General features: G+C 67.2%; 24 protein-coding genes. 13 read left to right on the forward strand and 11 right to left on the reverse strand.

Annotated features, from left to right (window positions below; all coding sequences use genetic code 11):
• Positions 1-88 precede the first annotated feature (88 nt).
• From QRN07_RS16640 to QRN07_RS16665, 6 genes are all read right to left on the reverse strand, one after another.
• Positions 89-1,075 carry a sensor histidine kinase gene (locus QRN07_RS16640; RefSeq protein ID WP_285241657.1) on the reverse strand — a complete coding sequence of 329 codons (987 nt, stop codon included), beginning with the start codon at positions 1,073-1,075 and terminating at the stop codon, positions 89-91.
• Positions 1,068-1,745 (reverse strand): response regulator transcription factor, encoded by a 678-nt coding sequence (locus QRN07_RS16645; RefSeq protein ID WP_285241658.1) that lies wholly within the window; start codon positions 1,743-1,745, stop codon positions 1,068-1,070. Before QRN07_RS16645 ends, QRN07_RS16640 begins: the two co-directional genes overlap by 8 nt.
• A 4-nt stretch (positions 1,746-1,749) precedes the next feature.
• Positions 1,750-2,418, reverse strand: a complete 669-nt coding sequence (locus QRN07_RS16650) for a DedA family protein (protein WP_285241659.1) — start codon at positions 2,416-2,418, stop codon at positions 1,750-1,752.
• A gap of 11 nt (positions 2,419-2,429) precedes the next feature.
• Positions 2,430-3,143 carry a phosphatase PAP2 family protein gene (locus QRN07_RS16655; RefSeq protein ID WP_285241660.1) on the reverse strand — a complete coding sequence of 238 codons (714 nt, stop codon included), beginning with the start codon at positions 3,141-3,143 and terminating at the stop codon, positions 2,430-2,432.
• A gap of 185 nt (positions 3,144-3,328) precedes the next feature.
• Positions 3,329-5,743, reverse strand: a complete 2,415-nt coding sequence (locus QRN07_RS16660) for an Ig-like domain-containing protein (RefSeq protein WP_285241661.1) — start codon at positions 5,741-5,743, stop codon at positions 3,329-3,331.
• Positions 5,744-5,839: 96 nt separating this feature from the next.
• Entirely contained in the window at positions 5,840-6,466 is a 627-nt protein-coding gene (locus tag QRN07_RS16665; RefSeq protein WP_050683495.1) for a hypothetical protein, read from the reverse strand.
• A gap of 246 nt (positions 6,467-6,712) precedes the next feature.
• On the opposite strand from QRN07_RS16665, the gene QRN07_RS16670 reads away from it, so the two are divergent.
• Positions 6,713-7,099 carry a PadR family transcriptional regulator gene (locus QRN07_RS16670; RefSeq protein WP_285241662.1) on the forward strand — a complete coding sequence of 129 codons (387 nt, stop codon included), beginning with the start codon at positions 6,713-6,715 and terminating at the stop codon, positions 7,097-7,099.
• A complete protein-coding gene (locus QRN07_RS16675) occupies positions 7,096-7,812 on the forward strand; it encodes a hypothetical protein (protein ID WP_285241663.1) in 717 nt (238 codons plus the stop codon). Before QRN07_RS16670 ends, QRN07_RS16675 begins: the two co-directional genes overlap by 4 nt.
• A gap of 29 nt (positions 7,813-7,841) precedes the next feature.
• On the opposite strand, the gene aztA is transcribed toward QRN07_RS16675, so the two are convergent.
• Positions 7,842-8,546: a zinc ABC transporter ATP-binding protein AztA gene (gene aztA / locus QRN07_RS16680; RefSeq protein WP_285241664.1), complete on the reverse strand. Its 705-nt coding sequence runs from the start codon at positions 8,544-8,546 to the stop codon at positions 7,842-7,844.
• A gap of 57 nt (positions 8,547-8,603) precedes the next feature.
• Between aztA and aztB the strand changes: the two genes are divergently transcribed.
• The 10 genes from aztB (at position 8,604) to QRN07_RS16730 (ending at position 18,623) form a co-directional block, all read left to right on the forward strand.
• The gene (aztB, locus tag QRN07_RS16685) at positions 8,604-9,491 is read left to right on the forward strand and encodes a zinc ABC transporter permease AztB (protein WP_285241665.1); all 888 of its coding nucleotides are present in this window, start codon (positions 8,604-8,606) and stop codon (positions 9,489-9,491) included.
• Positions 9,484-10,689 carry a hypothetical protein gene (locus tag QRN07_RS16690; RefSeq protein ID WP_285241666.1) on the forward strand — a complete coding sequence of 402 codons (1,206 nt, stop codon included), beginning with the start codon at positions 9,484-9,486 and terminating at the stop codon, positions 10,687-10,689. The genes aztB and QRN07_RS16690 overlap by 8 nt, the downstream gene beginning before the upstream one ends.
• A 5-nt stretch (positions 10,690-10,694) precedes the next feature.
• Positions 10,695-11,591 carry a zinc ABC transporter substrate-binding protein AztC gene (gene aztC / locus QRN07_RS16695; RefSeq protein WP_285241702.1) on the forward strand — a complete coding sequence of 299 codons (897 nt, stop codon included), beginning with the start codon at positions 10,695-10,697 and terminating at the stop codon, positions 11,589-11,591.
• A 43-nt stretch (positions 11,592-11,634) separates the two neighbouring features.
• Positions 11,635-12,867, forward strand: coding sequence for a zinc metallochaperone AztD (aztD, locus tag QRN07_RS16700; protein ID WP_285241667.1), 1,233 nt, complete (start codon positions 11,635-11,637; stop codon positions 12,865-12,867).
• A gap of 76 nt (positions 12,868-12,943) precedes the next feature.
• On the forward strand, positions 12,944-13,585 hold the full coding sequence (locus QRN07_RS16705; RefSeq protein ID WP_285241668.1) for a hypothetical protein: 642 nt from the start codon (positions 12,944-12,946) through the stop codon (positions 13,583-13,585).
• Between the two features lie 170 nt (positions 13,586-13,755).
• Positions 13,756-14,100: a hypothetical protein gene (locus QRN07_RS16710; RefSeq protein ID WP_157370887.1), complete on the forward strand. Its 345-nt coding sequence runs from the start codon at positions 13,756-13,758 to the stop codon at positions 14,098-14,100.
• A 196-nt stretch (positions 14,101-14,296) separates the two neighbouring features.
• Positions 14,297-15,274, forward strand: coding sequence for a patatin-like phospholipase family protein (locus QRN07_RS16715; RefSeq protein WP_285241669.1), 978 nt, complete (start codon positions 14,297-14,299; stop codon positions 15,272-15,274).
• 137 nt (positions 15,275-15,411) lie between these two features.
• On the forward strand, positions 15,412-15,753 hold the full coding sequence (locus QRN07_RS16720) for a YciI family protein (RefSeq protein WP_050683505.1): 342 nt from the start codon (positions 15,412-15,414) through the stop codon (positions 15,751-15,753).
• 490 nt (positions 15,754-16,243) lie between these two features.
• Complete coding sequence (locus tag QRN07_RS16725; protein ID WP_285241703.1) at positions 16,244-18,289, forward strand: DEAD/DEAH box helicase; 2,046 nt, start codon at positions 16,244-16,246, stop codon at positions 18,287-18,289.
• Between the two features lie 100 nt (positions 18,290-18,389).
• Positions 18,390-18,623 carry a hypothetical protein gene (locus QRN07_RS16730; protein ID WP_056596761.1) on the forward strand — a complete coding sequence of 78 codons (234 nt, stop codon included), beginning with the start codon at positions 18,390-18,392 and terminating at the stop codon, positions 18,621-18,623.
• A gap of 1 nt (position 18,624) precedes the next feature.
• Here the strand turns inward: QRN07_RS16730 and QRN07_RS16735 are convergent, their stop codons facing one another.
• On the reverse strand, positions 18,625-19,446 hold the full coding sequence (locus QRN07_RS16735) for a hypothetical protein (RefSeq protein WP_050683508.1): 822 nt from the start codon (positions 19,444-19,446) through the stop codon (positions 18,625-18,627).
• A gap of 81 nt (positions 19,447-19,527) precedes the next feature.
• Between QRN07_RS16735 and QRN07_RS16740 the strand changes: the two genes are divergently transcribed.
• Positions 19,528-20,061: a GNAT family N-acetyltransferase gene (locus QRN07_RS16740; RefSeq protein WP_285241670.1), complete on the forward strand. Its 534-nt coding sequence runs from the start codon at positions 19,528-19,530 to the stop codon at positions 20,059-20,061.
• Here QRN07_RS16740 and QRN07_RS16745 read toward each other — a convergent pair.
• Genes QRN07_RS16745 through arsB form a run of 3 tightly spaced genes read right to left on the reverse strand, consistent with a single transcriptional unit; the run spans position 20,036 to position 22,965 of the window.
• A complete protein-coding gene (locus QRN07_RS16745) occupies positions 20,036-21,403 on the reverse strand; it encodes an FAD-dependent oxidoreductase (RefSeq protein ID WP_285241671.1) in 1,368 nt (455 codons plus the stop codon). The two genes, QRN07_RS16740 and QRN07_RS16745, sit on opposite strands and share 26 nt — an antisense overlap.
• A gap of 15 nt (positions 21,404-21,418) precedes the next feature.
• Positions 21,419-21,841, reverse strand: a complete 423-nt coding sequence (locus tag QRN07_RS16750) for an arsenate reductase ArsC (RefSeq protein WP_050683510.1) — start codon at positions 21,839-21,841, stop codon at positions 21,419-21,421.
• Complete coding sequence (gene arsB / locus QRN07_RS16755) at positions 21,838-22,965, reverse strand: ACR3 family arsenite efflux transporter (protein WP_285241672.1); 1,128 nt, start codon at positions 22,963-22,965, stop codon at positions 21,838-21,840. The genes QRN07_RS16750 and arsB overlap by 4 nt, the downstream gene beginning before the upstream one ends.
• Positions 22,966-22,977: the final 12 nt, after the last annotated feature.

Genomic DNA, 22,977 nt, shown 5'->3' on the forward strand with positions numbered 1-22,977 from the left:
GAAAAGTTCAAGACTCCTTCAAGACCTCAACCCACCATCAACATCCCCGCCAGGAAGCGGCCGGGGGGAGCTCGTCACCGGCCGGCGGTCAGCTTGTTGCCAGGGGGAGGTCGATTCTCATGCCGGTGCCCTCCGGACCGGTGTGCAACACTTCGGCGGTACCGCCTGCAGCGGCCGCGATGTCGCGGACCAGGGACAGCCCGATGCCGAAGCTGCGGGGTTCCTGGCCGTCACGCTGGTGCGTGGTTCGCGCGAACCGGTCAAAGATCCGGTCGCGGTCAATGCCGGTGATGCCGGTTCCCGAGTCGGTGACGGTAATGGTTGCCCGGTTGCCCGTAGTGCTGGCAGCGATGGTGATATGTCCCCCGGGTGGTGTGTGGGCGAGTGCGTTTTCGGCCAGGCCCAGGATGGCGCGGTGCAGTCGTTGGGGCGGAATGTTAGCCCGCGGTTGCCCGCTGCCGGAGTACTCCAGGGTGATGCCCCGCTTTGCTGCCAGTGGCCGGATGTTGTCCATCACGTCTTTGGCGACGCCGGCAACGTCGGCAGGGGATCCGTTCGGTTGGTGTGGTGTCCCGGTGGCGGATTCGAGGAGTTCGTTGACGATTAATGTGAGGGAGGCGGTGTCGGCCCGGATCCGGGCCAGTGCCTGGCCGGTGGGTGTGTCCGGTGTGGTGGTGCGTTGGGCGAGCTGGATCCTGGCGTCAAGGATGGCCAGCGGGGTGCGCATTTCGTGGCTGGCGTCTTGGATGAAGCGTCGCTGCAGGGCCAGCGCTTCGCCGAGGGGACGGATGGCACTGCGTGCGCTGAGCCAGCCGATGCCGCCGGCGAGCAGCGTTCCGGCTACGCCGGCGATGATCATGGCTTTGACCAGGTCGTTGGTGTCCAGGTAGGCGTAGACGGCACCGGTTTCGATCGGTTCCGGGTGGCCGGCCTGGTTGAGCAGGTACAGGGTGGCTGCGGCCAGGAGGCAGAGCACCAGGAGGGCGCAGACAGCACTGATCCGCAGGGCAATTTTCAGGGCGGCTTTCCGCAGGACCTGCTGGTCCTGGTCTGTGGGGTCGGTGCTCCTAATCACGGGCTTCGCCGATCTGGTACCCGAGTCCGTGGACCGTCCGGATGATTGATTTGGAGATTTTCCGGCGGAGGTGGTGGACGTAGGTGTCAATCGCGCCTGAGAGTTCACCTTGGCTGTTCGTGGCGATGAGGAGTTCCTCCCGGGTGAAGACCCTGCCCGGTTCGGCGGCCAGGGCCGCCAGCAGCTCGGACTCCGTGGCGGTCAGGGAGGCATGGAAGCCGTGGATGGACCGGATGGACCTCGTGGCACGGTCCAGTTCCCAGTCACCAATCCCGGTGATCCTCGGCGCCCGTGTGTAGCTGCGGGTGAGTGCACGCAGCCGGGCCCCCAACTCCGTGGCGTCGAAGGGTTTGGTCATGTAGTCGTTCGCGCCCGCATCGAGCCCGCGGACCTTCTCATCGATGGCGCCCAGGGCTGTGAGGATCAGGATGGGTGTGGCAACCCCTTGGGAACGCAGCGAGGCGATCAACGCGATACCGTCCATGCCCGGCAGGCCCCTGTCGATGACCATAACGTCCCACGCCCGGACCCGTGCCTGCTGCAGGCCCCCGGGACCGTCGACGGCAAGATGGACCTGGAAATCGGGCCCGAGGAGCTCGGCGATCAAGGGCCCGAGGGCGGGGTCGTCTTCAACCAGGAGAAGCGACGGTTTGAGGTCAGCGGCGGTCACGGGTCTATTCTTGCGCGCTGTCCGCCCCCGACGTGCGGGCGCGCCTGTGTTTGAGGAACTCGATGCCCCACGGCAGCACGGAGACCAGGACCATAACAACGGCGATCACGTCGATGTTGTTTGCCACGAAATCGTAGTGCCCCAGCCAGGAACCAAGCAGGGTCACGGAAACTGCCCAGAGGACCGCTCCGGTGATGTTCCAGAGCAGAAAGGACTTGTAGTGGTAGCGGGCGATGCCGGCGCTCAGGGGCGCGAAGGTCCGGACCACCGGGACAAAACGGGCCAGGACCAGTGCAGGACCGCCGCGGCGCCGGAAGAACTCCTCGGCCTGCGCCAGGTGCGCGGTTTTCAGGATCCGGGCGTCATCGGAGAACCAGCGGCGTCCGAACCGGCGGCCCAGGAAGTAGCCCACCTGGTCGCCCGCGATCGCGGCAACACTGACCACCGTGATCAGCACGGGCAGTGTCAGGTTCAGTTGCTGGTGCAGGAGCCCGGCGGTGAAGAGCAGCGAGTCCCCTGGCAGGAACGGAAACAGGACACCGGACTCGATGAAGACCATCAGGGCCACGACGCCGAGGGTTGCCGGCCCCAGCCCCTGCAACAGGCTGGCAGGGTCCAGGATGGGCAGGAGTGCTGCCTGGTTCAGCGCCGGTGCGAGGGCAAGGGATTGCATAAGGGCTTCTTTCACTGGGGAGGGGTTGCGGGCCGGGACCGGAGGGCGGCCCCGAGGGCAGGCGCGTGCCGGTTCCAGATCCCGGCCATGATGAGGACAGCGGCAATCGTTGCCGGGAATGAGGCAACAACGTCCAACGGGTAATGGGCCCCGATGTAGACCCGGGACCAGGCGACCACCACCGCTGTCAATGCCCCTGCGATCAGGACCGGTTTGGCCCACCGGGTTCCACGGACCAGGAGGAACAAGGCCAAGGTCAGGGCCACGGCCAGCGACGTGTGTCCGCTGGGAAAGCTGTTGGACACCGGTTCCGGTACGAGCGGATCGAACAGAAGCGCGGGATCGGGCCGGATCCTGCCGATGACGACTTTGAACAGCTGGCAGGTCAACCACCCGCTGGCCACGGTGGCGGCAAACAGGGCAGCGCCCGGCCGGGAGTGCTTGATCAGCAGGAGATACAAGGTGGTGGCAGTGACCATCAGCCCGCCGGAGACCGGCCCGAAAAGCACATTCAGGACCAAGGCCACCCCGGTCAGCACAGGGCTGTGGTTACGGCTGAAATCCTCCACAGCCGCCAGCTCAGCTGTCGTCACCCCCGGGACAAACCGGATCACCAGCCCCGCAGCGATCACCGCTGCCGCGAGCACCAGCCCTATGGACAGGGAGTGTTTGGGCGCAGGGATGGGTTGAACCCGGGCAGGGTGGCGTGTGGACGGCGGAAACATGGGACCCTTCGGCAGGATGTATCGTTCCCTTGATTCTGTGCCGCGGCTTTTAAGAACTCGTTAAGAACCACGTTGTGCGGCGGCCAGGCAGGCTCAAAGGGCATAAAACCAGGCTGGCGGGCGTGGGTATGCCGCATCTTTGGGCAGGCTGTGCAGTTTCTGTGAAGCGAAGGGAAGCCGGACCTTTAGAAGTCGCGGTCCAGCGTTCCTGTCTCCGTGGCTGGTGCCAGGGAGGAGGCGACGCCGGCCGCGTTGGTGACGGCCGCCGTCGGCGTCCACACCATGTTCACCGGGGTGGTGTAGCTGCGCAGGCTGCCGGCGCCGCTTGCCACGGCGCCCACCGTCACGGTGACCACCGTGCGCGGAATTCCGTTCACCGTGACCGTGGCCGCCGTCATGCTGCCGTTCAGGGTGACGGTCTTGCGGTTCTTGACGTAGTTCCCCTTGGTGTTGACGGCCCCGAGGTTCACGGTGCTGCCGGTCCGCTGGATGTCCAGGGTGTCAACAGCGTTGCCCTGGCCCAGCAGGTTGCCGTCCCGCAGCCGGACCGTCACGGGAAGTGCGGCTCCGTTCCAGCCCGGCGTCACGGTGGCCAGGTTGACCTGCTGGCTGTAGCTGAAGCTGATGGTGTCCCCGGCGTCCACCCGGCCCAGCACCCCGCCGTTGGTGGCCTGGATGTCCGCCGCGCGCAGCGGGCTGTTGTCCACCCTGCGGCCGGACACTGTGGCGGAAATGGTTTCCTTGCCGGTGCTTTCAAGCAGGATGGCGCGGACGTCGTAGAGCCCGTCGGCCACGGCGGTGGAATTCCAGGCGCAGGAGTACGGTGCGGTGCCCACCGTGCAGCGGGTGGTCCAGGTGGTGGTTCCGGCCGGGGCCGTCTGGAGGCGCACGTTGGTGATGCCCGCCGTCGAGTTTGCCGCGGCCTGCAGGGCGACGGTTCCGGTGAGGTACGCTCCCGGATCCTCCATGGAGACCGAGCCCACCGTGTTGTCCACGGTCCGAAGAGACGTGGCGGAGGTGGTGGCGGTGTTGCCGGCGTCGTCTGTGGCGATGGCCCGGAAGCTGTACTGGCCGTTGGCCAGCTTGGTGGTGTCGAACCGGCAGGTGTACGGTGACTCCTCCACGGCGCACATGGTCACCCAGGTGCTGGTGCCTGAGCGGAGGTACTGGACTTGCACCTGGGCGACGCCGGACACCGCGTCTGCCGCCGTCGCCGTGAAGTTGGCGGTACCGCGGATGGTGGCGCCCGGGTCCGTCAGGGCCACCGTGGGGGCCTGGCTGTCCACCAGGATGTCCGGCAGGACCGGGGAGTAGGTGGTGGTGCCGCCGGAGACGGCTACCGCGCGGAGGTCATAGGATTCGTTGCTGTACGTGGCCGTTGCCCAGGTGCAGGGGGACGGCGCCACCTGGTTCGGGCATAGCGTTTTCCAGTTGGTGGTACCGGCCGCGGCGTACTCCACCCGCACCGTGTATGTGCCCGGGCCTGCGTTGCTGAGGACGGGGCTTAGGTTGACGTTGCCGCGGACCACTTCGCCGGGGTCGGGCAGGGACACCGCAAACGAGTTGGCCACGGAGGTGCTGATGGGTTCCGTGGTGGTGGTGAGGCCGGATTTATCCGTTGCGGTGGCGCGCAGCAGGTAGGCGCCGTCGGGCACGGCAGCGGTGTTCCAGCCGCATGAATACGGTGCGGACACGGCGGTGCACAGGGTCACGTAGACACCAGTGGCGGCGGGGGCGTACTGGATCACCACATTGCGGATGCCGCTCTCGGCGTCCGAGGCTTCGGCGGTCAGCGCCACGGTCCCCTTCACCGTGGGGCCGGGATTGACCAGGACGGCCGACGGCGGCATCCAGTCCAGTGCCGTGCCGAACGAATTCGCGGCGTTGGCCGTCGTGGCCGTGAACGCGGCCGAGGAGAACACGCTGGCGCCCATCACCACCACGGTGACCAGGACGGCGACGATGCCCATGGCGGTGCCGGCTTTCTGCAGCGGCGAGGGTTCGTCGTCGTCCGTTCCGCCGTCGTCATCCCCACCGCCATCGGGTCCGGAGTCGTCGCCCTCGTCATCAGGGCTGCCGCCGTCATCGCCGTCACCGGGGCGGCTGCGGCCGGTAACGCCGAAAACTGCGGCCACCACGGCCACCAGGGTAATGACGGACCACAGGGCCAGGGCGGAGAGGTTGCCGCTGCCGAGCCACAGCCCGGGCAGGCCCACGGCGGGGATGAGCAGGCGTGCCTGGCCTTTAATCTGGTCGCGGACAATGGGGGTGCTGTCCACGGTGATGTTGGCATCGCCGGCTGTGACAAACGTTCCATCCGTGTTCGCAGCGACGATGCGGTGCAGGCGGGTTTTTGCCACGCCGCCGGGCTCGGCCTCCGCTGGGCTGTGGTACTCCACTACGCCGCCCACGGGCACCGGGTGTTCCGGGTTCAACGCCGCGGCGAGCACCACGTCGCCGGGGGAGATGTGCGGCTCCATGGACCCGCTCTGCACCACGGTGCCGTGCCAGCCGAACAGCGCCGGGAGCACCGCGAACAGGGCAAGGCTCAGCAGCACACCCAGATAAAGCCGCGACGCGATGGATGCGATAAAACGCACCCAGCCGTCAGCGGAGAACAGTCCTGCTCCCCGGGAAAGACCCGGTGCAGACCCGGGCCTTACCCGGTTCACAGCGCTGTATTTGCCAGGCCGGAGTTACGGGGTGGTGGGAGCGTTGTCGGACTGGAGTTCCCATACGAGGTCGATGCTCACGCGGGCACCCTGCAGGGCGTTGACCTCGTCCTGGCTCAGGTTGGTGGTGTCGAAGCGCCAGGTGCCGCGGTAGCTCTGGGTCTCGCCGGGTGTGCCGGTGGTGTCCCACGGAGCCCCGCCGGTGGCGAAGTCGCGGTTGACGGTGGCCAGGGTGGAGAGCGGCAGTTCAGGGACCGTGTTGGCCGTGGGCGTGAACCCGGTGCAGTCGTTGAACGATCCACCCGTGCCCTGCTCCAGGTCGAAGAAGATCCGGTTTTCCAGGCCCTTTGAGGTGACCAGGTTCTGGGTGTAGGCCCGGACTTCGCCGGCCACATTGGACTGGGACGTAACAACGATGCACTTCTGGCCCGTCTGGCCCGGGACGATGTTTTCCACGTGGAACGCCGCAGCGCCGAGGTCATCGTCCGTAAGCACCACGTTGCCGGTGCTCCAGGAGTTGCCGGCGTTGCGGGTGGAGGCCGTAAAGGCAGCCTGCGAACCCTGCCAGACCATGCCGCCGGCAATCAGGAGGGCGACGGGAGCGGAAGCGAACATGGCGATTTTGCGTGTGCGTGATGAGGGTGTGTGCATTTCTGAGACCTTGCCTTGACCGATAGGAGAGACGTTTCCTGCTCGGTCGGCCCGCAAAGCACCCCAGGTGTCCGCGGCCCCCAAGCACTGACACGGTCAGGATACGGGAGTCTGCAAACCAAGACCAGACAACGTGACAGATGTGTCATTGGATTGTCATTTTCTTGAGCCGGGCCTTGCGCGCCTTCTTGATGCGGCAGGTTCCGTGGGCTTTACAGGCTAACTACTTAGAGTGACAATATAGCTATGGATGTTTCCACTTCACCGCCACAGCCGCCCGACGGCGCCGAGTGGCCCAGCGACTGGCTCCGGGCCACGCTCGGCTTTTTTGCCCTCCGTGCGCTGCAGGCTGGGCCCTCCTACGGTTACGCGATCATCAGCGAACTCGAGCAGCACGGGTTCGGCGTCATCAAGGGCGGCACCCTGTACCCGCTCCTTACCCGTTACGAGACGGCCGGCCTGGTTTCCACCGAGTGGAAGGCAGGCGTCAACGGGCCAGGGCGTAAATACTTCGCCCTGACCCCACTGGGCCGGACCGAACTGTCCCGCCTCAGCGCGGACTGGCTGCGCTTCACCCACCTCAGCACCCACTACCTCGACCCCGAGCGCCAAACAAAGGAGTCCACCACATGATGCAGGAAACCGCCGATAGAAAATGGTTTGACGACCTCGCCCTGGAGCTGCGTTTGCGCCAGGTGCACGGCAGCGCCATCGGCGACGCGGTGGCAAGTGCACGCGAACTCCTGGGTGACACCGGCCAGCGGGCCGAGGACGCCTTTGGGCCGGCGCGCGACTATGCTGCCGCCCTGGACCTGCCCGCTGCGCCGGCGCACCACTGGGTGCGCACGGCACTCTGGCCCGCGCTCCTGGGCCTGCTGGCTTTCCTGCTCTTCAATCAGGCCGTAATGGCCTGGGTCAGGTCCGAAACGATGCTGGTCTCGCCCGCGCAGCTGACCCTCCTGGCCCTGCCCGTGGTGCTTATCGCGTTCCTGCCGCTCTACCTCACGGCGGTCATCCGGCGCCTGTGGGTGCTGGCCTGCCTCGCCGCGGTGTGCGCGGCGGCCGGGCTGCTTTCCGCCATCGTGGCGCCGACAGAACGGGTGGACGCGTGGCTGGCCATTGAGCCGCTGCCGTGGGTTGTGGGCACCGCCGTGGTGATGGTGGCCCTGTCGGTCAGGAACACCGTCATCTCCCGCCGTCCCGGTCAGGATGACGACATCGCGGATCCACTGGCCGCTGCCGAGGCAACCGGCGGTGTAGGCGCCAAAGTGGGTGCAGTGATTGCCAACTGGCTGTTCCCGCTCTTCGCCCTGGCCATGCTGGGGCTTGCCCGGACACTCAGCTGAGCCGCTGAGCCAGGCGGCGGTGGAGCCGGCTATGCCGGTGAAGCTGCCGCCTGAAGGCTGCCGGGCGCTCCCTGCCGGCCCCGAACCGCGCCCGCCTTCGCCTTGCCAGCCGTCGCTTTGCCGCCCGCCAGCGTAATGACGCGGTGCGCCAGGGCGATGTCGCCGTCGTCGTGGGTTGCCTCCAGTACCGTCACCCCGCGCGCCAACTCCGAAGCAATGGCTTCCCTGATCAGTGTCCTGGCGTGGCTGTCCAGCCCGGCGGTGGGCTCGTCCAGGATCAGGATGCCGGCCTGCTGCGCCAGGCCCTGGGCAATCAAGGCCCGCTGCCGCTGCCCGCCGGACAATTCGGTCAACTGCCGGCCGGCCAGGTCCGAGATCCCCATCCTCGCCAGGGCCTCCGCCACCACGCGCCGGTCCGACGGGCGCAGCGGGAGCCAGCCCCTGCGGTGCGGCCAGCGGCCCATCTCCACGGCTTGCCGGACTGTGCACGGCATCACCTCCGGGGTGTGCGTGTGCTGGATGACAAACGCCGGCCGCTGCCCTGCGGGAAGCGTGACGGTCCCGGCTGACGGTTTCAGGATGCCGGCCGCCAGGCCCAGGAGGGTGGACTTGCCGGACCCGTTGGTCCCGGTCAGCGCCGTATGGGAGCCGGGCATGATGGCCAGCGAGATGCTGTCCAGTACCGGCCGGTCGGGGTAGGCGAACCCGGCCCCGTCAAAAATGATCCTGGACAATTGCGCTCCGTCGATGTGTTGCGAATGATTCTCATTATTAATGTATCGTGAACGGCGATGGAATGGTTACTTGATCCCCTGAACGCGTCCTTTTTCCAGCGTGCCCTCCTGGGCGGCGCCCTGGTGTCGGTCTTCTGCGCCGTTGTTGGCACCTGGGTGGTGGTGCGCGGCATGGCCTTCCTGGGCGATGCCATGTCCCACGGACTATTGCCGGGTATCGCCGTTGCCTCGCTGCTGGGCGGCAACCTCATCCTTGGTGCTGCCATCAGCGCCGCGGCCACGGCTGCCGGGGTCTCGGCCATCACCCGGAACCGGCGCGTCTCGCAGGACACCGCCATTGGGCTGCTGTTTGTCGTGATGCTCTCGCTCGGTGTGATCATCGTTTCCGCATCCGGGGGTTTCGCGGTGGACCTTACCGGCACGCTCTTCGGGGACGTCCTGGCCGTCCGGACGGAGCACCTGCTGGTGCTGGCCGCCGTCGGACTTGTTGTCCTCACCACCGCCGCGGTGTTCCACCGGTCCTTTATGGCGGCCGCATTCAATCCGCACAAAGCCGCCAGCCTGGGGCTGCGTCCCCGACTGGCCCACTTTGTGCTGCTGTTCCTGATCACCCTGGCCGTGGCCGCGTCCTTCCAGGTGGTGGGCACCCTCCTGGTGTTCGGCCTGCTGATCGCGCCGCCTGCCGCCGCGCTGGTGTGGGCCCGGTCCGTCCGCGGCGTGATGGTCCTGGGCTCGCTGGTGGGCATTGCCAGCGTGGCGGCCGGCCTCTGGATCTCCTGGTTCGCCGGCACAGCCGCCGGTGCCACCATCGCCCTGACCGCGGCCCTGTCCTACTTCGCCTCGGCTGCAGTCCGGTTCCTGGCCCGCCGGAACCGGCCCGCACCCCGCCCCACCGCACCCTCCACAGAAACGGAACCTTTCTCCCGTGCACCGCACCATGCCTAAGCCCGCGCTCCTCCTCGCCGCCCTGCCCCTGCTGCTGGCAGCCTGCGCCGCTCCCACTGCTGCTGAACCGTCCCAGCCGGCCGCCACACCCCACGGCTACGTGGCCGGCGCCCAGGAAAACCCGGAGCCGCAAACCGGCCTGCTCACTGTCGACAGCGCCACGGGGGAGGCCCGGCTGTTGTCGCTGCTCACCGGGGTTACGTCCGACGCCGGCCCGTTCGGCAAAGTGGACGCGCTCCACCAGGACGGCCGCTACGCCCTGGTCACCACGCCGGAGCACGTGGAGGTCTTCGACACCGGCGCCTGGACCGTGGACCACGGCGACCACGCCCACTACTACAGCTCCGAACCACGGACCGTGGGGACTATTGAGGTCCCGGACCCGGGCAGCATCGCCGGGGACGGCAAAGACCTTGCCGTCTTCTCGGACACCGGCGGCTACGCAGCCGTTTTCCGGCACAAGGACCTTGACGCGGGCAGCATCGACGAAGCTTTCCGGATCACCACCTCCGCGCACCGCGGGATGGTGGTTCCGTACGAAGGCCACTTCATTGCCAGCGTGGCGGCTGAGGGTTCAGCCGTGGCTTCCGGCGTGGAAGTGCGCGACGACGCCAATGCCACCGTCCTTGCCCGGCAGGACTGCCAGGATCCCGCTGCCTCCGCCACCACCCGGGTGGGTGTGGTGCTGGCCTGTGCCGACGCCGGCCTGCTGATCACGGAGGAGGACGGCACGTTCGCCGCCGAGCGGATACCGTACCCGGCGGCCAACGCGGGTGTACCGGAAGCCACCTCCCTGGAACACCGGGCGGGGTCCAACGAACTGGCCGGCCCTGCCGGTGACGCCGGCGTCTGGCACCTCGACGTGTCCGCGCGGACGTGGACGTTGCTGCCCACGCCCGCCCGGACCGTGGCCGCATCCGCCGTGGGCGACACACGCAGGGTGCTGGCCCTCGGCGTCGACGGCGTCCTGCGCACCCTGGACCCGCGGACTGGTGCAGTGACGGCGGAAGCTCCGCTGCTGGCGCCGCTCACGGGTTCCGAACCTGCGGTCCCCGCCCTTCGGGTTGATGCCTCCCGTGCCTACCTCAGCGATCCCGCCGGCTCCAGGGTCCTGGAACTCGACTACGCCGATGAGCTGCGCGCGGCCCGCACGTTCGACGTCCCCGCCGCGGACCTGGTCCTGGAGACCGGACTGTGAGGCGCCTGGTGGCCGGCACTCTGGCAGCTGCGTTGGCGGTGCTGGCGCTGGCAGGCTGTTCACCGGCGGCTGCCGCGAAGCCCACCGTGGTGGTGACCACCAACATCCTGGGCGACATCACCCGGAACGTCGTGGGCGACCAGGCCGAGGTGGTGGTGCTGATGGAGGCCAACGCGGACCCGCATTCCTTCGGCATCTCGGCGCAGCAGGCAGCGCGGATCGAAGCCGCGGACCTGATCATCCACAACGGCGGCGGGCTGGAAGAGGGCGTCCTCAACCACGTCGAAGCTGCCGCCGCGGCGGGTGTGCCGACGCTCGCGGCGATGGACGCCGTCGAGCCCCTTGCGTTCAGCCACGGGTCCGGCGCCCAGGACCCGCACTTCTGGACCGACCCCGCCCGCGTCAGCCAGGCCGTGGCGGCCATTGCGGACAGCTTGGAAGGGCACGTGGCCGGGGTGGACGCCGGGGTGATCCAGGCCCAGGCAGACGGCTACACCGCAGAGCTGACGGAGCTGGAAGCAGCCATGGAAGCAGGCTTCGCCGGCATTCCCGCCGCGCACCGCAAGCTCATCACCAACCACCACGTGTTCGGCTACCTGGCCCAGCGTTTCGGGTTCGACGTGATCGGCGCCGTGATCCCCAGCGGCACCACGCTGGCCTCGCCCAGCTCTGCGGACCTGAACGGGCTGACCGGCGCCATCCGCGACGCCGGCGTGGTGGCGATCTTCGCGGACTCCTCGCAGCCCGAGCGGCTGGCGCAGGTCCTGGCCGCCGAAGCCGGGATGGACATCGCCGTGGTCCCGCTGTTCACCGAATCTTTGGGCGCGGACGGCTCCGGCGCCCAGACCTACCTGGACATGATGCGGTCCAACACCCAGCGCATCACCGACGCACTGACCTGATCCTTTATTTTTTGCCATCACCCACCCAGAAAAGGAAGCACCCATGCACCACCGCACTTCACTTGTCCGATCCTCGCCCATCCGGCTGCTCTCGGCGCTCGCCGTCACGGGCCTGCTGCTGACCGGCTGCGGCGGAACCGCCGGCCCGGCCACCGGAACCTCACCTTCGGCGACTGCCGCCGCGACGGTTCCGGAAGCGGCACCGCGCATCGTCACCACGTACGACGGCGGCATCCAGGTCCTGGACGGCGCCTCCTTCAAGGTGCTGGGGGACTACCCCCTGGCCGGCTTCAACCGGGTCAACCCGGCAGGGGACGGGCGGCACGTCATCATCTCCACCACGGAGGGCTTCAAGGTGCTTGATACCGGTGTGTGGACCGACGGCTCCACCCACCATGCGCAGGACCCGGCCATGACGGACATCGTGTTCCCCACGTCCAAGCCCGGCCACGTGGTGCGGCATGACGGGAAGACCATCCTGTTCAGCGACGGGACCGGCGAGATCAGCATCTTCAACTCGGCAGACCTGGCCAAAGGCCAGCCTGAGGTTCAGACCCACCAGGCCGAGGAAGCACACCACGGCGTGGCCGTGGAACTGGCCAACGGCGAACTGGTCCTCACCCTGGGCAACGAAGACAGCCGGCCCGGCATTGTGGTCCTCGACAAGGACGGCAAGGAGATTGCCCGGAACGAGGACTGCCCTGGTGTGCACGGCGAAGCCACTGCCGAGGGTGAGGCCGTGGTGATCGGCTGCCAGACCGGCGTCCTGATCTACTCCGCCGGGACCATCACCAAGGTGGCCAGCCCCACGGAGTACGGCCGGATCGGGAACCAGGCCGGGTCCGATGAGTCCGCCGTGACGCTGGGGGACTACAAGAAGGACAAGGACGCCGAGCTGGAACGTCCGGAGCAGATTTCCCTGATCAACACCAAAACCAAGGAGCTTGCTTTGGTGGACCTGGGGACCAGCTACAGCTTCCGGTCGCTGGCCCGCGGACCGCACGGTGAGGCCCTGGTGCTGGGCACTGACGGTTCCCTGCATGTGATCGACCCCGACACGGCCAAGGTCACCAGCAGCATCCCCGTGGTGGGCGCCTGGGAGGAGCCGCTGCAGTGGCAGCAGCCGCGGCCCACAGTGTTCGTCAACGACCACACCGCCTTTGTGACCGACCCAGCCACCAACACCATTCATGCGGTGGACATCGAGGCCGGCACGGTGACCGGAAGCGGCACCCTGGACCAGACCCCGAACGAGCTCACCGGGGTGACGGGCTAGGTTCCGGTCCTCAGCTTGGCCGCAGATCCGGGCCTTGAAAGGTTAGGATCTGCGGACAAGGGATCGGGGATCTGGGATGAACTGGGACAATGACGACCCGGCGGTCCGGTGGGCGAAGACGGAGCGGGCCGTCATCGGGGTCACGGACGAAGGCGCCGGTCAGGCCGTGTGGAAGTTCTACAGGATTTACCTGCCTGTGGGGGTGGCGGTCCTTCTTGCTGCCGGTTTTGTGGTTGGCCTGTGGATCTACGGGAACGACCCCGACGAGCGGGTGGCCCAGTTGGGCGTTGGCCTCTCCTTCGCGGCTTTGGGCGCGTTGGTGGGTTCCATGGTTTATTCGGCCAAACGGGTCACGCCGCTGGTTCGGCCCAAGCACGCTGGCGGGCTCATCTGGCTGGAGAAACCGGAGCGTAAAGTCTTGATGGACCAGATCGAGGGTAAAAAGCCGACCATCCCCGGGCAAGTACCCGTGCTGAGGGGCACCGCTGCACTGGTGCGTAAAGGCTTGGCCCCCACCCTGCTGATGTTCCCGGGGTTCATGCTCCTTTACGTGTCCCAGTTGCTGACCACTTTCAGCGATGGGTGGACCTGGTTCCAGTGGCTGTGGTGCGCGCTGATCCCTTTTATGGCCGCCTTGTTTGTGGTGACGCTCAGGCAGTTCCGGCGGGCCGGTGATTTCCTGGCACGAACCGGGACAGCGCAGGAGGACAGCCTCTGACTCCATGGGGCCGGGCCCACTTGGCAACCGATCCTCAAGATGGCCCAAAGGTGGTTCAGTGTGTGTCCGATCCATGAGTTACTTGGTCTGTATCCGCTGCGATGCTGCAGCCCCGGACGGATTGGAACATGATGCAACTGTGGCGTGCTGTGAGGAAACTGCCGCAACCGGTGAAGGGCTTGTTTGTCCTCTACATGGTGGTGTTCGCGGTGGCCTTCCTTTCGGTGCCGCTGGCGGCATTCACCGGCCAGGCGCAATCGGCTGAGGTGGTGCCCTGGACGTTCGGCGCTGTAGGCGTTGCCGCGGTGCTGCTGGGGCTGGCCCTCGTCTTCGACGTGCGCGGATCCGCGCAGGCGTACGCCGGCATGGTCAAGGACTTCAAGCCCATGGGCGTTGACTACTCCAACTCGTTTTTCGCCAGGCCGGCCTACATCCGGGCCTTCGGTGGCCTGTTCGCTGTCATCGGGATCATGTTCATTGTGGCAGCCACGGTTTACGCCGGCCGGAACGGGTAGGCATGGGCGCACTTCAGTGATTGTGCGGATTTGTGCGAGGTGCTAGTTTCAAAACAATCGTGAACAACCGGCAGGAGGTGGGACCCGTGAACGCAGTACCAGCACCGGGTGCTCCCCTGGAGTCCACGGACGCGCGGTTTTCCTAGCCGCCACCGGGAGCGCCTTCCATTAGGCATTACGCGAAGAGGCGACTCCCATGAACACAACACATTCTCCAAGCCTGCATTCCGCCCTGGGAGCTGACGCGCCGACGGCCGGCAAACGGGCCCTGGTCCTGGGCGGCGGCGGATCAACCGGCAACGCCTGGCTGATCGGCGTCATCGCCGGTCTGCAGGACGCCGGCGTGAACGCAGCGGCGGCCGACCTCATTGTGGGGACCTCGGCCGGATCAACGGCTGCGGCACAAATCACCGGCGCGGACCCGGCTGACCTGCTGGCCGCCATCCTCGACGCCGGTGCCCCGCCGCCACGGCAGGCGGCCGGCGGTCCCGTCAGTGGCGCGCAAGCCGCGGCGCCGGTGCTCACCCAGATGGAACGGACGGCCGCCGTGATCGCCGCTGCGGCGGATGCTGCCGACATGCGCCGCAGGATGGGCGCGTCCGCGCTCGAGGCCGTGCCGGCGTCGTCCGCTTCAACGCAAGCGCGATGGCGCGCCACCGTCGCCTCCCGGTTGCCCAGCCTGGAGTGGCCGGAAAGGCGGCTGCTCATCACTGCCGTAGATGCGCGCACCGGGGACCCGGTGGTGTTCGACCGCCACAGCGGGGTTGACCTGGTGGACGCTGTTGCCGCGAGCTGTTCGAGCGGCGCCCCGTACAACATCGGCGATGGCCGCTACATCGACGGCGGCTACCGGACCAACGCGGACAATGCCGACCTGGCGGCCGGCTACGCGCACGTGCTGGTGCTGTCACCGTTCAGCGGCCGGTCACGGACACCGGTGGAGTGGGGCCTGCACCTGGCAACGCAGGTGGATGCGCTGCGGGCCGGAGGCAGCACGGTGGAGGCGGTCTTCCCGGACAGCGGATCCGCGCACCTCTTCGGGCCCAATGCCATGGACCTGTCATTGCGCCTGCCCGCTGCCCGGGCCGGATTCAACCAGGGCCGCGCCCTCGCCGGCAGGCTTGCCAGGCCGTTTACTTCAGGGCAGGCAGACCCCACGCAGGCCCCTGGGTGAGAAGGACCAGCCCCAGGACAATCGCCCCTTGATTCCACCGTCAAGATAACAGGCACCGGGAGGCCTGGATCCTTGCGTTGCCGCGCCGCCGTCGGCGAAGATGAACGCACCCAAGCTGCGAAGAAGGAGCCGACGCGATGGGAAAATACTTGATCTCGTTTCCGAGTGCCGCCATGGTGGTGCCGGAAGAGGACATGCCGGCTGTTGTTGATGCATCCCACGCTGTGGTCCAGGAAGCCAAGGACGCCGGAGTCTGGGTCTTCGGCGGCGGTATTGATGAGGGCATCCCACCAGTAATGGTCGACGGCGATGGGTCGGTGCACGAGGGAACCTACCCGCAGACCAGCCAGCTCGAAGGCGGCTATTCGGTGCTGGAGTTGCCTTCCCATGATGCGGCTTTGCAGTGGGCAGCAAAGATCGCTGCGGCGTGCAGGTGCGCCCAGGAAGTGCGCGCTTTCCACTACGACCCCGCCAGCTGAACCCGGCGGCGGTCCCCGGCCGAACGGAGCAAGGGTAAGTTCCCGCCGTCGAAAAAGCAGGAAGTCACGCATCAGCGGTGTGGACGGTACGATAGGGGGAGTACCGGCCCCTGCGCCGTTCCGCCCTTCTCGCCCTGGCTTCAGTCCGGTGCATGGCGGTCACGGCTCCCGGGGTTTTCCGGTCCCATCGCGGGGGCAGCACATCCGCTGCCGCCCCGGTCCCCCCGGGACCGATGGGTCCGGGCCGCGTCACCAAGGTCCTGCAAGGGGCCGATGGCATGCGCCTGATAGTCCCGGCTGTCCACGCCGGGTCCGCCCGTCCGCTCATTGCGGTCCAACGGAGGAGAAGTTTTTGGCTCGAGGCCAACGCCAACCCGGCGCCACCCGCAAGGGTGCCGCTACCGGCGGTGCCGCCCGCACCGGCGGCCAGCGCCGCGGCAGTGCGCAGCAGCGCGCACCCCGACGTGCCCGCGACCTTGACAACGAGGGGATGATCCCGGTCCTGGCCCGGGCCGTCCGGGAAGTCGAGTCCGCCGCGCAGAACGGCAAGGTCCGGCCCTCCGGCCGCACCACCTTCCAGGTGGTGGCCCTGCTGGTCCGCGAGGAGCGGGCCCGCATCAAGGCCGACGCCGACAGTACCGAGGCGCAGCGCAACGAGCAGCTCAAACGCCTGGACGGGGTGGCCACCATCCTGGCCAAGACCGCTGCGAGGGACACCTCTTTGCTGATCCTCCTGCCCGAGGACGCACCTGTCTCCGACGCTGCAGCCAGCCTGAAGCGTGACATGCAGCGTGCCGCAGGCGTGGAAATCACCGCCGCGCCGGAACCCGCACCCGAACCGGATGCAGCCCCGCTGGTTCCGGAACGCAGCGTGGTGCCGCAGTCGGTGGTGTCCCGGCAGCTGTCCAACCCCTTCCTGGCCCCCGATTTTTCGGCAGTGGACCACAAACGTCCCACCGGCCGGCTCAGCAGCTGGGAACTCCTGGGCCCACTGTTCAGGTCCTTCGAATACGGCGGCGCCTCCTCCTGCATGGACCTGCCCAACGACTCCCGTATCAGCGCCCCGGCCGGGCTGGAGCTTATGAAGCACCAGGCGCAGCTCGTGGCCGCCGCCAAGGATGGGCACCGGACATTCCTGCTGGCGGACGAGCCCGGCCTGGGTAAGACCGCACAAGCGCTGCTCGCCGCCGAAGCTGCTGACGCATTCCCGCTGCTGGTGGTGGTGCCCAACGTGGTCAAGACCAACTGGGCCCGCGAAGCCGCGCTGTGGGCGCCGCGACGGACCGCCACCGTGGTCAACGGCAACGGCGACACCATCGACGGGTTCGCCGACATTGTGGTGGTCAACTATGAGGTGCTGGACCGTCACGTGGGATGGCTGGGCAGCTTCGGGTTCCGCGGCATGGTGGTGGACGAGGCCCACTTCATCAAGAACAAAACCTCCCAGCGTTCCCAGCATGTCCTGCAGCTTTCCGAGCAGATCCGGGAGCGAACGGTCCGCCCGCTGCTGATGGCCCTGACCGGAACGCCGCTGATCAATGACATCGAGGATTTCCGGGCCATCTGGCAGTTCCTCGGCTGGATTGACGACAAAAAGCCCCTGGCCAGGCTTATGAGCTCGCTGGAGGATAACGGCCTCACCCCTGCCGACTCCGGTTTTTACACCGCGGCACGGGGCAGCGTGGTGGACCTGGGGATCGTCCGACGGCGGAAAGTGGACGTGGCTGCCGACATCCCGGCCCGGCGGATCGCCGACCTCCCGGTCGAGTTGGACGACGAAGCCGGCCGCTCCATCCGCGCAGCCGAACGCGAGCTGGCCCGCCGGTTGGTGCAGCGCTACGACTCGGCGATCGAAAACCGGAAGTCCAGTGTGCCGGTGGTGGGAATCGACGAGGAGCTTGTGCGCCGCGTGGCCCGCTGGGAACGGGAAGACACCAAGGCTGCCAGCTCCGAAGAGAACGTCTTTGGGGTCATGCGCCGGATCGGCCAGGCCAAGGCCGGGCTCGCGGCGGACTACGCTGCGCAGCTGGCCCGCAACGTGGGCAAGGTGGTGTTCTTCGCCAAGCACATCGACGTGATGGACGTGGCAGAAGAGACGTTCGCCAAGCGCGGCCTGCGCTATTCCTCCATCCGGGGCGACCAGACCGCCAAGCAGCGCCAGGAAAACATCGACGCGTTCATCAACGATCCGGACGTGGCAGTGGTGGTGTGCTCGCTCAGCGCCGCCGGCGTGGGCCTGAACCTGCAGGTTGCCTCCAACGTGGTCCTGGCCGAGCTGTCCTGGACCGACGCGGAGCAGACGCAGGCCATTGACCGCGTGCACCGCATCGGCCAGGAAGAGCCGGTGACCGCCTGGCGCATCATCGCTGCGCAGACCATCGACTCCAAGGTGGCGCAGCTGATCGATTCCAAGGCCGGCCTTGCGGCCCGTGCCCTGGATGGATCGGATGAGGATGTTTCCTCCTCCGAGGACATCCAGCTCGGTGCCCTGATTGCGCTGCTCACCGATGCGCTGGAGGCCCGCGTCGCGGTTTGACCTGCGAAGCCATTCCGGCCGGGCGCCCAGCGGTGCCTGGCCGGGAGTTGGCTGACAAGCAGCTGTGTACCCGATGCCGCATCGGTGGGATGCTGTGTTGATGGATATCCGTGTGTGGTGGCCGCTGCTCGACGCAGAAACCCGCGACTGGCTGATTGAACACAACGGCGAGCCGTTGCCGCCGACAGTGGTTGATGGCATCAAAGCCGCTGCGGGCGGCACCACTGATTCCCAGAGCTGGGCCAACGAATCACCACACGGCCTCCAGCTTTCTGACGGGGCTGTTGATTGGATCGAAACTGTGGCTAACGGCGAGGATCCGTCTGCCAGCTGAGTTACTGCGGCAGCACCAGCAGGTAGCCTGCCGGAAGCTCGCTGCTCCAGCGCCGCGGCTCGCGGACCACAAACTGGGTGGCCAACTCATCGGGGGTCAGCAGGCTGTTCGGGGCGGGCGACGGGCCCCACTGTCCACTGCCGTAGGGATACAGCGGGTCCACCACGCGGATGCCGGTCACCGGGAAATCTGCGAACTGTTGCGGATCGCCAACGGATTCGAACCCGCTCATCACCCAGGCGTGCCGGCCGCTCCACATCACCAGTCCCACTGGCCTGCCGGTCCCGGCGATGGCCCGCGCGGCAGTCCGCAGCGTCTCGCCATAGTCCGCGATGCTGACCACGGTGTACGGCCCCATGCCGCTTTCGGTGAGCACCTGGGCCCAGCCGAACGGGTTGGCGCCGTTGTAGGCATTGGTTGACTTTGCCCGGGCCTGCTCCCACAACGCGCTTTGCTGGGCACGGTCGTTCCACGTGCCGCCGCCGGTGTCGTCAATCAGGTTGTGCGCCATCTGGATGCTCGCGGCCACGCACCAGTCGAAGGTGTACTGCGGCACAAAGTCGCCTTCCTGGTACAGGTTGAGGGCAAATGGCTGGGGGACCGGCGGCGGGGGAGCCGGCGTTGTGCCTGGCAGCGGCTCCGGGGCGGCCGTCGGCGCGGGGGTAGGGACGACGGCGGTTTCCCCCGCGGCTGCAGCGGCGGCGGATGGTGACGGAGCCTGGGCGGTGCTGGGCGCTGTGGTGCCGGTCGCGGGCGTGCAGGCCGCGAGCAGGGTTGCCAAGGCAAAAAGCCCAGCGAAAAGACGGGAACGGGCGCCGGTCATGATGGCCCCATTCTATAGCGGGCCGGCCGGATCGGGGCGGGTGGAAGCCTTGATGCTCCCGGATCGGGCACCATGGAGACCATGACCGTTGAACTGCGCCCGTGGACCACCGATGACGCACCGGCCCTGGTGACTGCCGTTGCCGGCAGTCCGGAACTGGTGGTCCAGTTGGGCGGCGCCGGTCCCGCCACCGTGGGACAGGCCCGGGACATCATCTTGGCCCAGCTTCCGTTCAACGATTCCCGTCGCAACTGGGCCATCACCGTCCACAACGCCGTGGTGGGAAACGTGGGCCTCTCAGCGATCGAACGCCGCCACGGCACCGCCTGGGCATATTACTGGCTGGCCGGTCCGGCCCGCGGTCACGGGTACGCGGCACGGGCGTTGGCCACGATGGCAGGCTGGGCGTTCGACGACGGCCTGTTCCGGCTGGAACTGGGCCACCGCGCCAACAACCCGGCGTCCTGCCGGGTGGCGGCCCGCGCCGGGTTCCTCGCCGAGGGTATCGAACGCGGCAAACTGCTGTACGGATCCGAACGATACGACGTGGAAACCCACGCCCGGCTGCGCACCGACCCGGAACCGGATATTAAGCCGATATCGCTGGCTTCCTGACCTGCCGGAAGCTCGGCCTGGCCGGTTCCGGCGCGGCGCAGCAGCCCCGCTCGGGCGCCTGCGATCCTGTGGTGGCTGCGGCGGGAACCTCGCAGCTGTTACCGGCGTCCGTGGAGCAGACCCCGGTTTCGGGCAGTTCAAGGTGGACGGTGTCCGCCGATTCCTGGTCACCGGCGAGGGCTGCGGCGACGGAGCGGACCTGCTCGTAGCCGGTAGCGAGCAGGAAGGTCGGTGCCCGGCCGTAGGACTTCATCCCGACAATGTAGAAGTCCTTTTCGGGGTGGGCCAGAACCTTCGCTCCGTGTGCTGGGACGGTGCCGCAGGAGTGGAGTTCAGGGTCGATCAGCGGGCCGAGTTCGGTAGGGGCTTCAACAGCGGGGTCCAGGTCCAGGCGCAGTTCGCGCAGGATCTCCAAATCGGGGCGGAAGCCGGTGCAGGGGACGATGACGTCGGCTTCGATGGTGCGACCGTCCACGGCTTCGACCCCCACGTGTGAGTCGAGGTTCTTCAGGGCTGCGATGCCGAATCCAGTGTGCAGTTCGATGATGCCGGCTTCGACGAGGCGGCGGAGGCGGGAGCCGAGTTGGCCACGTGCTGGCAGCCCGTCTGCCTCGCCGCCGCCGTAGACCTTATCGGCGGACGCGCCACGGACGGCCCAGAGGATGCGGGTGCTGGATTCGTCTTTTGCGAGGGCGGCAAGGTTGATCAGGGTGTTTGCTGCCGAGTGGCCGGACCCGACGACGACAACGCGGCGGCCGGCGAAGGCCGAGCGGTCGCGGTCAACAACGTCGGGCAGGGGAGATGAGATCCGGTTCCCTGCGGTGGTCTCGCCGATGGCCGGCAGGCCGGAGGTGCCGACAGGGTTGCGGGTGGACCAGGTGCCGGAGGCGTCGATGACGGCAGCCACGGTGTGGTCCCGTGTTTCGCCGCCGTGGTGTTCGACCCGGACAACGAAGGCAGTGGTGTCGCGGTCCCGGACATGGGTTTTGTCCATGCCCTGCCGGGTCACGGCGATGACCCGGGCGCCGGTCTGAAGCCGGGAAGCGATCTGCGGGGTGGCGGCAAACGGGATGAGGTAGTTATCGATGAGTTCCCCGCCGTTGGGCAGGGCGGTGAGGCGGGGAGACTCCCAGCCAGTGGCTTTTAGGACCCGGACGGCTGCGTCGTCCAGGTTGAACCGCCAGGGGGAGAACAGGCGGATGTGTCGCCATTGCTCAATGGCTGCGCCCGCCGTACGGCCAGCTTCGAAGATGACCGGTTCGAGTCCCCGTTCGAGCAGATGGGCGGCAGCAGCCAGACCAATGGGTCCGGCGCCGATGACCGCGATGGGAAAGGTCTTCACTGGATCGTGGGTGGTTTACTTGGCGGCCGGGACGAGCGAAGCGATCAGGCCCTCGATGCGGGTCCTGATCTCATCACGGATGGGGCGGACGGCGGCCACGCCCTGACCGGCAGGGTCCTCAAGGACCCAGTCCTCGTAGCGTTTGCCGGGGAAGTAGGGGCATTCGTCCCCGCAGCCCATGGTGATCACAACGTCGGATTCCTTGACGGCCTCGGTGGTGAGGATCTTGGGGATTTCAGCGGACATGTCGATGCCGAGCTCGGCCATGGCTTCCACGGCGGCCGGGTTGACCTTCTCGGCGGGCTGGGAGCCGGCTGAGCGGACTTCGATCTCACCCTTGCCAAGAGTGGTCAGGAACGCGGCGGCCATTTGGGAACGTCCGGCGTTGTGGACACAGACGAACAGGACGGAAGGCTTCTTGATGGGTTCGGTGCTCATGGTGTTCTCCAAGTGACGTCGCGGGGGCTAGAGGCAGCGGGTTCGGCGGGGAAGAAGCGTTTGCGGGCCCACAGGGCCGCGTAGACGAGGGCGACCAGGACGGGCACCTCGATCAGGGGACCGACAACCCCGGCGAGAGCCTGGCCGGAAGTGACCCCAAAGGTGCCGATGGCCACGGCGATGGCCAGTTCGAAGTTGTTGCCCGCTGCGGTGAATGCCAGGGTTGTGGTCTTGGCGTACCCGAGGTTGAGCACCCGGCCCAGGACCATTCCCGCGCCGAAGACAACCAGGAAGTAGACCAGCAGGGGCACGGCGATGCGGACCACGTCCAGGGGGCGGGACGTGATGGTGCCGCCCTGCAGGGCGAACAGGAGCGTGATGGTGAAGAGCAGCCCGTAGAGTGCCCAGGGTCCGAGCTTGGGCAGGAACCTGTCCTCGTACCAGTCTCTGCCTTTGGCCTTTTCGCCGAAGGTGCGGGTCAGGAAGCCGGCCAGCAGCGGGATCCCCAGGAAGATCAGCACCGAGGCGGTGATGGCCCAGAAGGAGAAGTCGGCGCTGGTGGTCGGCAGACCCAGCAGCGACGGGAGCCACTGGAGGTAAAACCAGCCCAGGGCACCAAAGGCGACAACCTGGAAGACAGAGTTGATGAACACCAGAACGGCCGCGGATTCGCGGTCACCGCAGGCCAGGTCGTTCCAGATCATCACCATGGCGATGCAACGGGCCAGGCCCACGATGATGAGTCCCGTGCGGTACTCGGGCAGGTCCGGGATGAAGATCCACGCCAGGGCGAACATAAACGCCGGGGCCAGGAGCCAGTTGATGACCAGGGAAGTGATCATCAGCTTCCGGTCAGCCAAAACGCGGTGCGCCTGATCGTAGCGGACCTTCGCCAGCACCGGATACATCATCACCAGCAGTCCCACGGCGATAGGCAGGGACACCTCGCCGACCTTCACTGCCTCCAACGCCGTATTCAAGCCGGGGACCACGCTGCCCAGCAGCAAGCCAAGGGCCATCGCGGCGATGATCCACACCGGCAGGAAACGGTCCAGAGCGGACAGTTTGCCAACGACGGCGGCCTCGTCATGGCGGCGTGGCAGTGTATTGGTCCGGATACTCACGGGTCTCCTGTG

The organism is Pseudarthrobacter sp. MEB009 (genome assembly GCF_030208875.1).
GTDB lineage: Bacteria > Actinomycetota > Actinomycetes > Actinomycetales > Micrococcaceae > Arthrobacter.

Excerpts from the sequence above, each read along its gene's own strand:
- QRN07_RS16650 (WP_285241659.1), bottom strand. The coding sequence starts at position 2,418 with ATGCAATCCCTTGCCCTCGCACCGGCGCTGAACCAGGCAGCACTCCTG.
- QRN07_RS16655 (WP_285241660.1), bottom strand. The coding sequence starts at position 3,143 with ATGTTTCCGCCGTCCACACGCCACCCTGCCCGGGTTCAACCCATCCCT.
- QRN07_RS16665 (WP_050683495.1), bottom strand. The coding sequence starts at position 6,466 with ATGCACACACCCTCATCACGCACACGCAAAATCGCCATGTTCGCTTCC.
- QRN07_RS16670 (WP_285241662.1), top strand. The coding sequence starts at position 6,713 with ATGGATGTTTCCACTTCACCGCCACAGCCGCCCGACGGCGCCGAGTGG.
- QRN07_RS16675 (WP_285241663.1), top strand. The coding sequence starts at position 7,096 with ATGATGCAGGAAACCGCCGATAGAAAATGGTTTGACGACCTCGCCCTG.
- aztB (WP_285241665.1), top strand. The coding sequence starts at position 8,604 with ATGGAATGGTTACTTGATCCCCTGAACGCGTCCTTTTTCCAGCGTGCC.
- QRN07_RS16690 (WP_285241666.1), top strand. The coding sequence starts at position 9,484 with ATGCCTAAGCCCGCGCTCCTCCTCGCCGCCCTGCCCCTGCTGCTGGCA.
- aztD (WP_285241667.1), top strand. The coding sequence starts at position 11,635 with ATGCACCACCGCACTTCACTTGTCCGATCCTCGCCCATCCGGCTGCTC.
- QRN07_RS16705 (WP_285241668.1), top strand. The coding sequence starts at position 12,944 with ATGAACTGGGACAATGACGACCCGGCGGTCCGGTGGGCGAAGACGGAG.
- QRN07_RS16715 (WP_285241669.1), top strand. The coding sequence starts at position 14,297 with ATGAACACAACACATTCTCCAAGCCTGCATTCCGCCCTGGGAGCTGAC.
- QRN07_RS16720 (WP_050683505.1), top strand. The coding sequence starts at position 15,412 with ATGGGAAAATACTTGATCTCGTTTCCGAGTGCCGCCATGGTGGTGCCG.
- QRN07_RS16725 (WP_285241703.1), top strand. The coding sequence starts at position 16,244 with ATGATCCCGGTCCTGGCCCGGGCCGTCCGGGAAGTCGAGTCCGCCGCG.
- QRN07_RS16730 (WP_056596761.1), top strand. The coding sequence starts at position 18,390 with ATGGATATCCGTGTGTGGTGGCCGCTGCTCGACGCAGAAACCCGCGAC.
- QRN07_RS16735 (WP_050683508.1), bottom strand. The coding sequence starts at position 19,446 with ATGACCGGCGCCCGTTCCCGTCTTTTCGCTGGGCTTTTTGCCTTGGCA.
- QRN07_RS16740 (WP_285241670.1), top strand. The coding sequence starts at position 19,528 with ATGACCGTTGAACTGCGCCCGTGGACCACCGATGACGCACCGGCCCTG.
- QRN07_RS16750 (WP_050683510.1), bottom strand. The coding sequence starts at position 21,841 with ATGAGCACCGAACCCATCAAGAAGCCTTCCGTCCTGTTCGTCTGTGTC.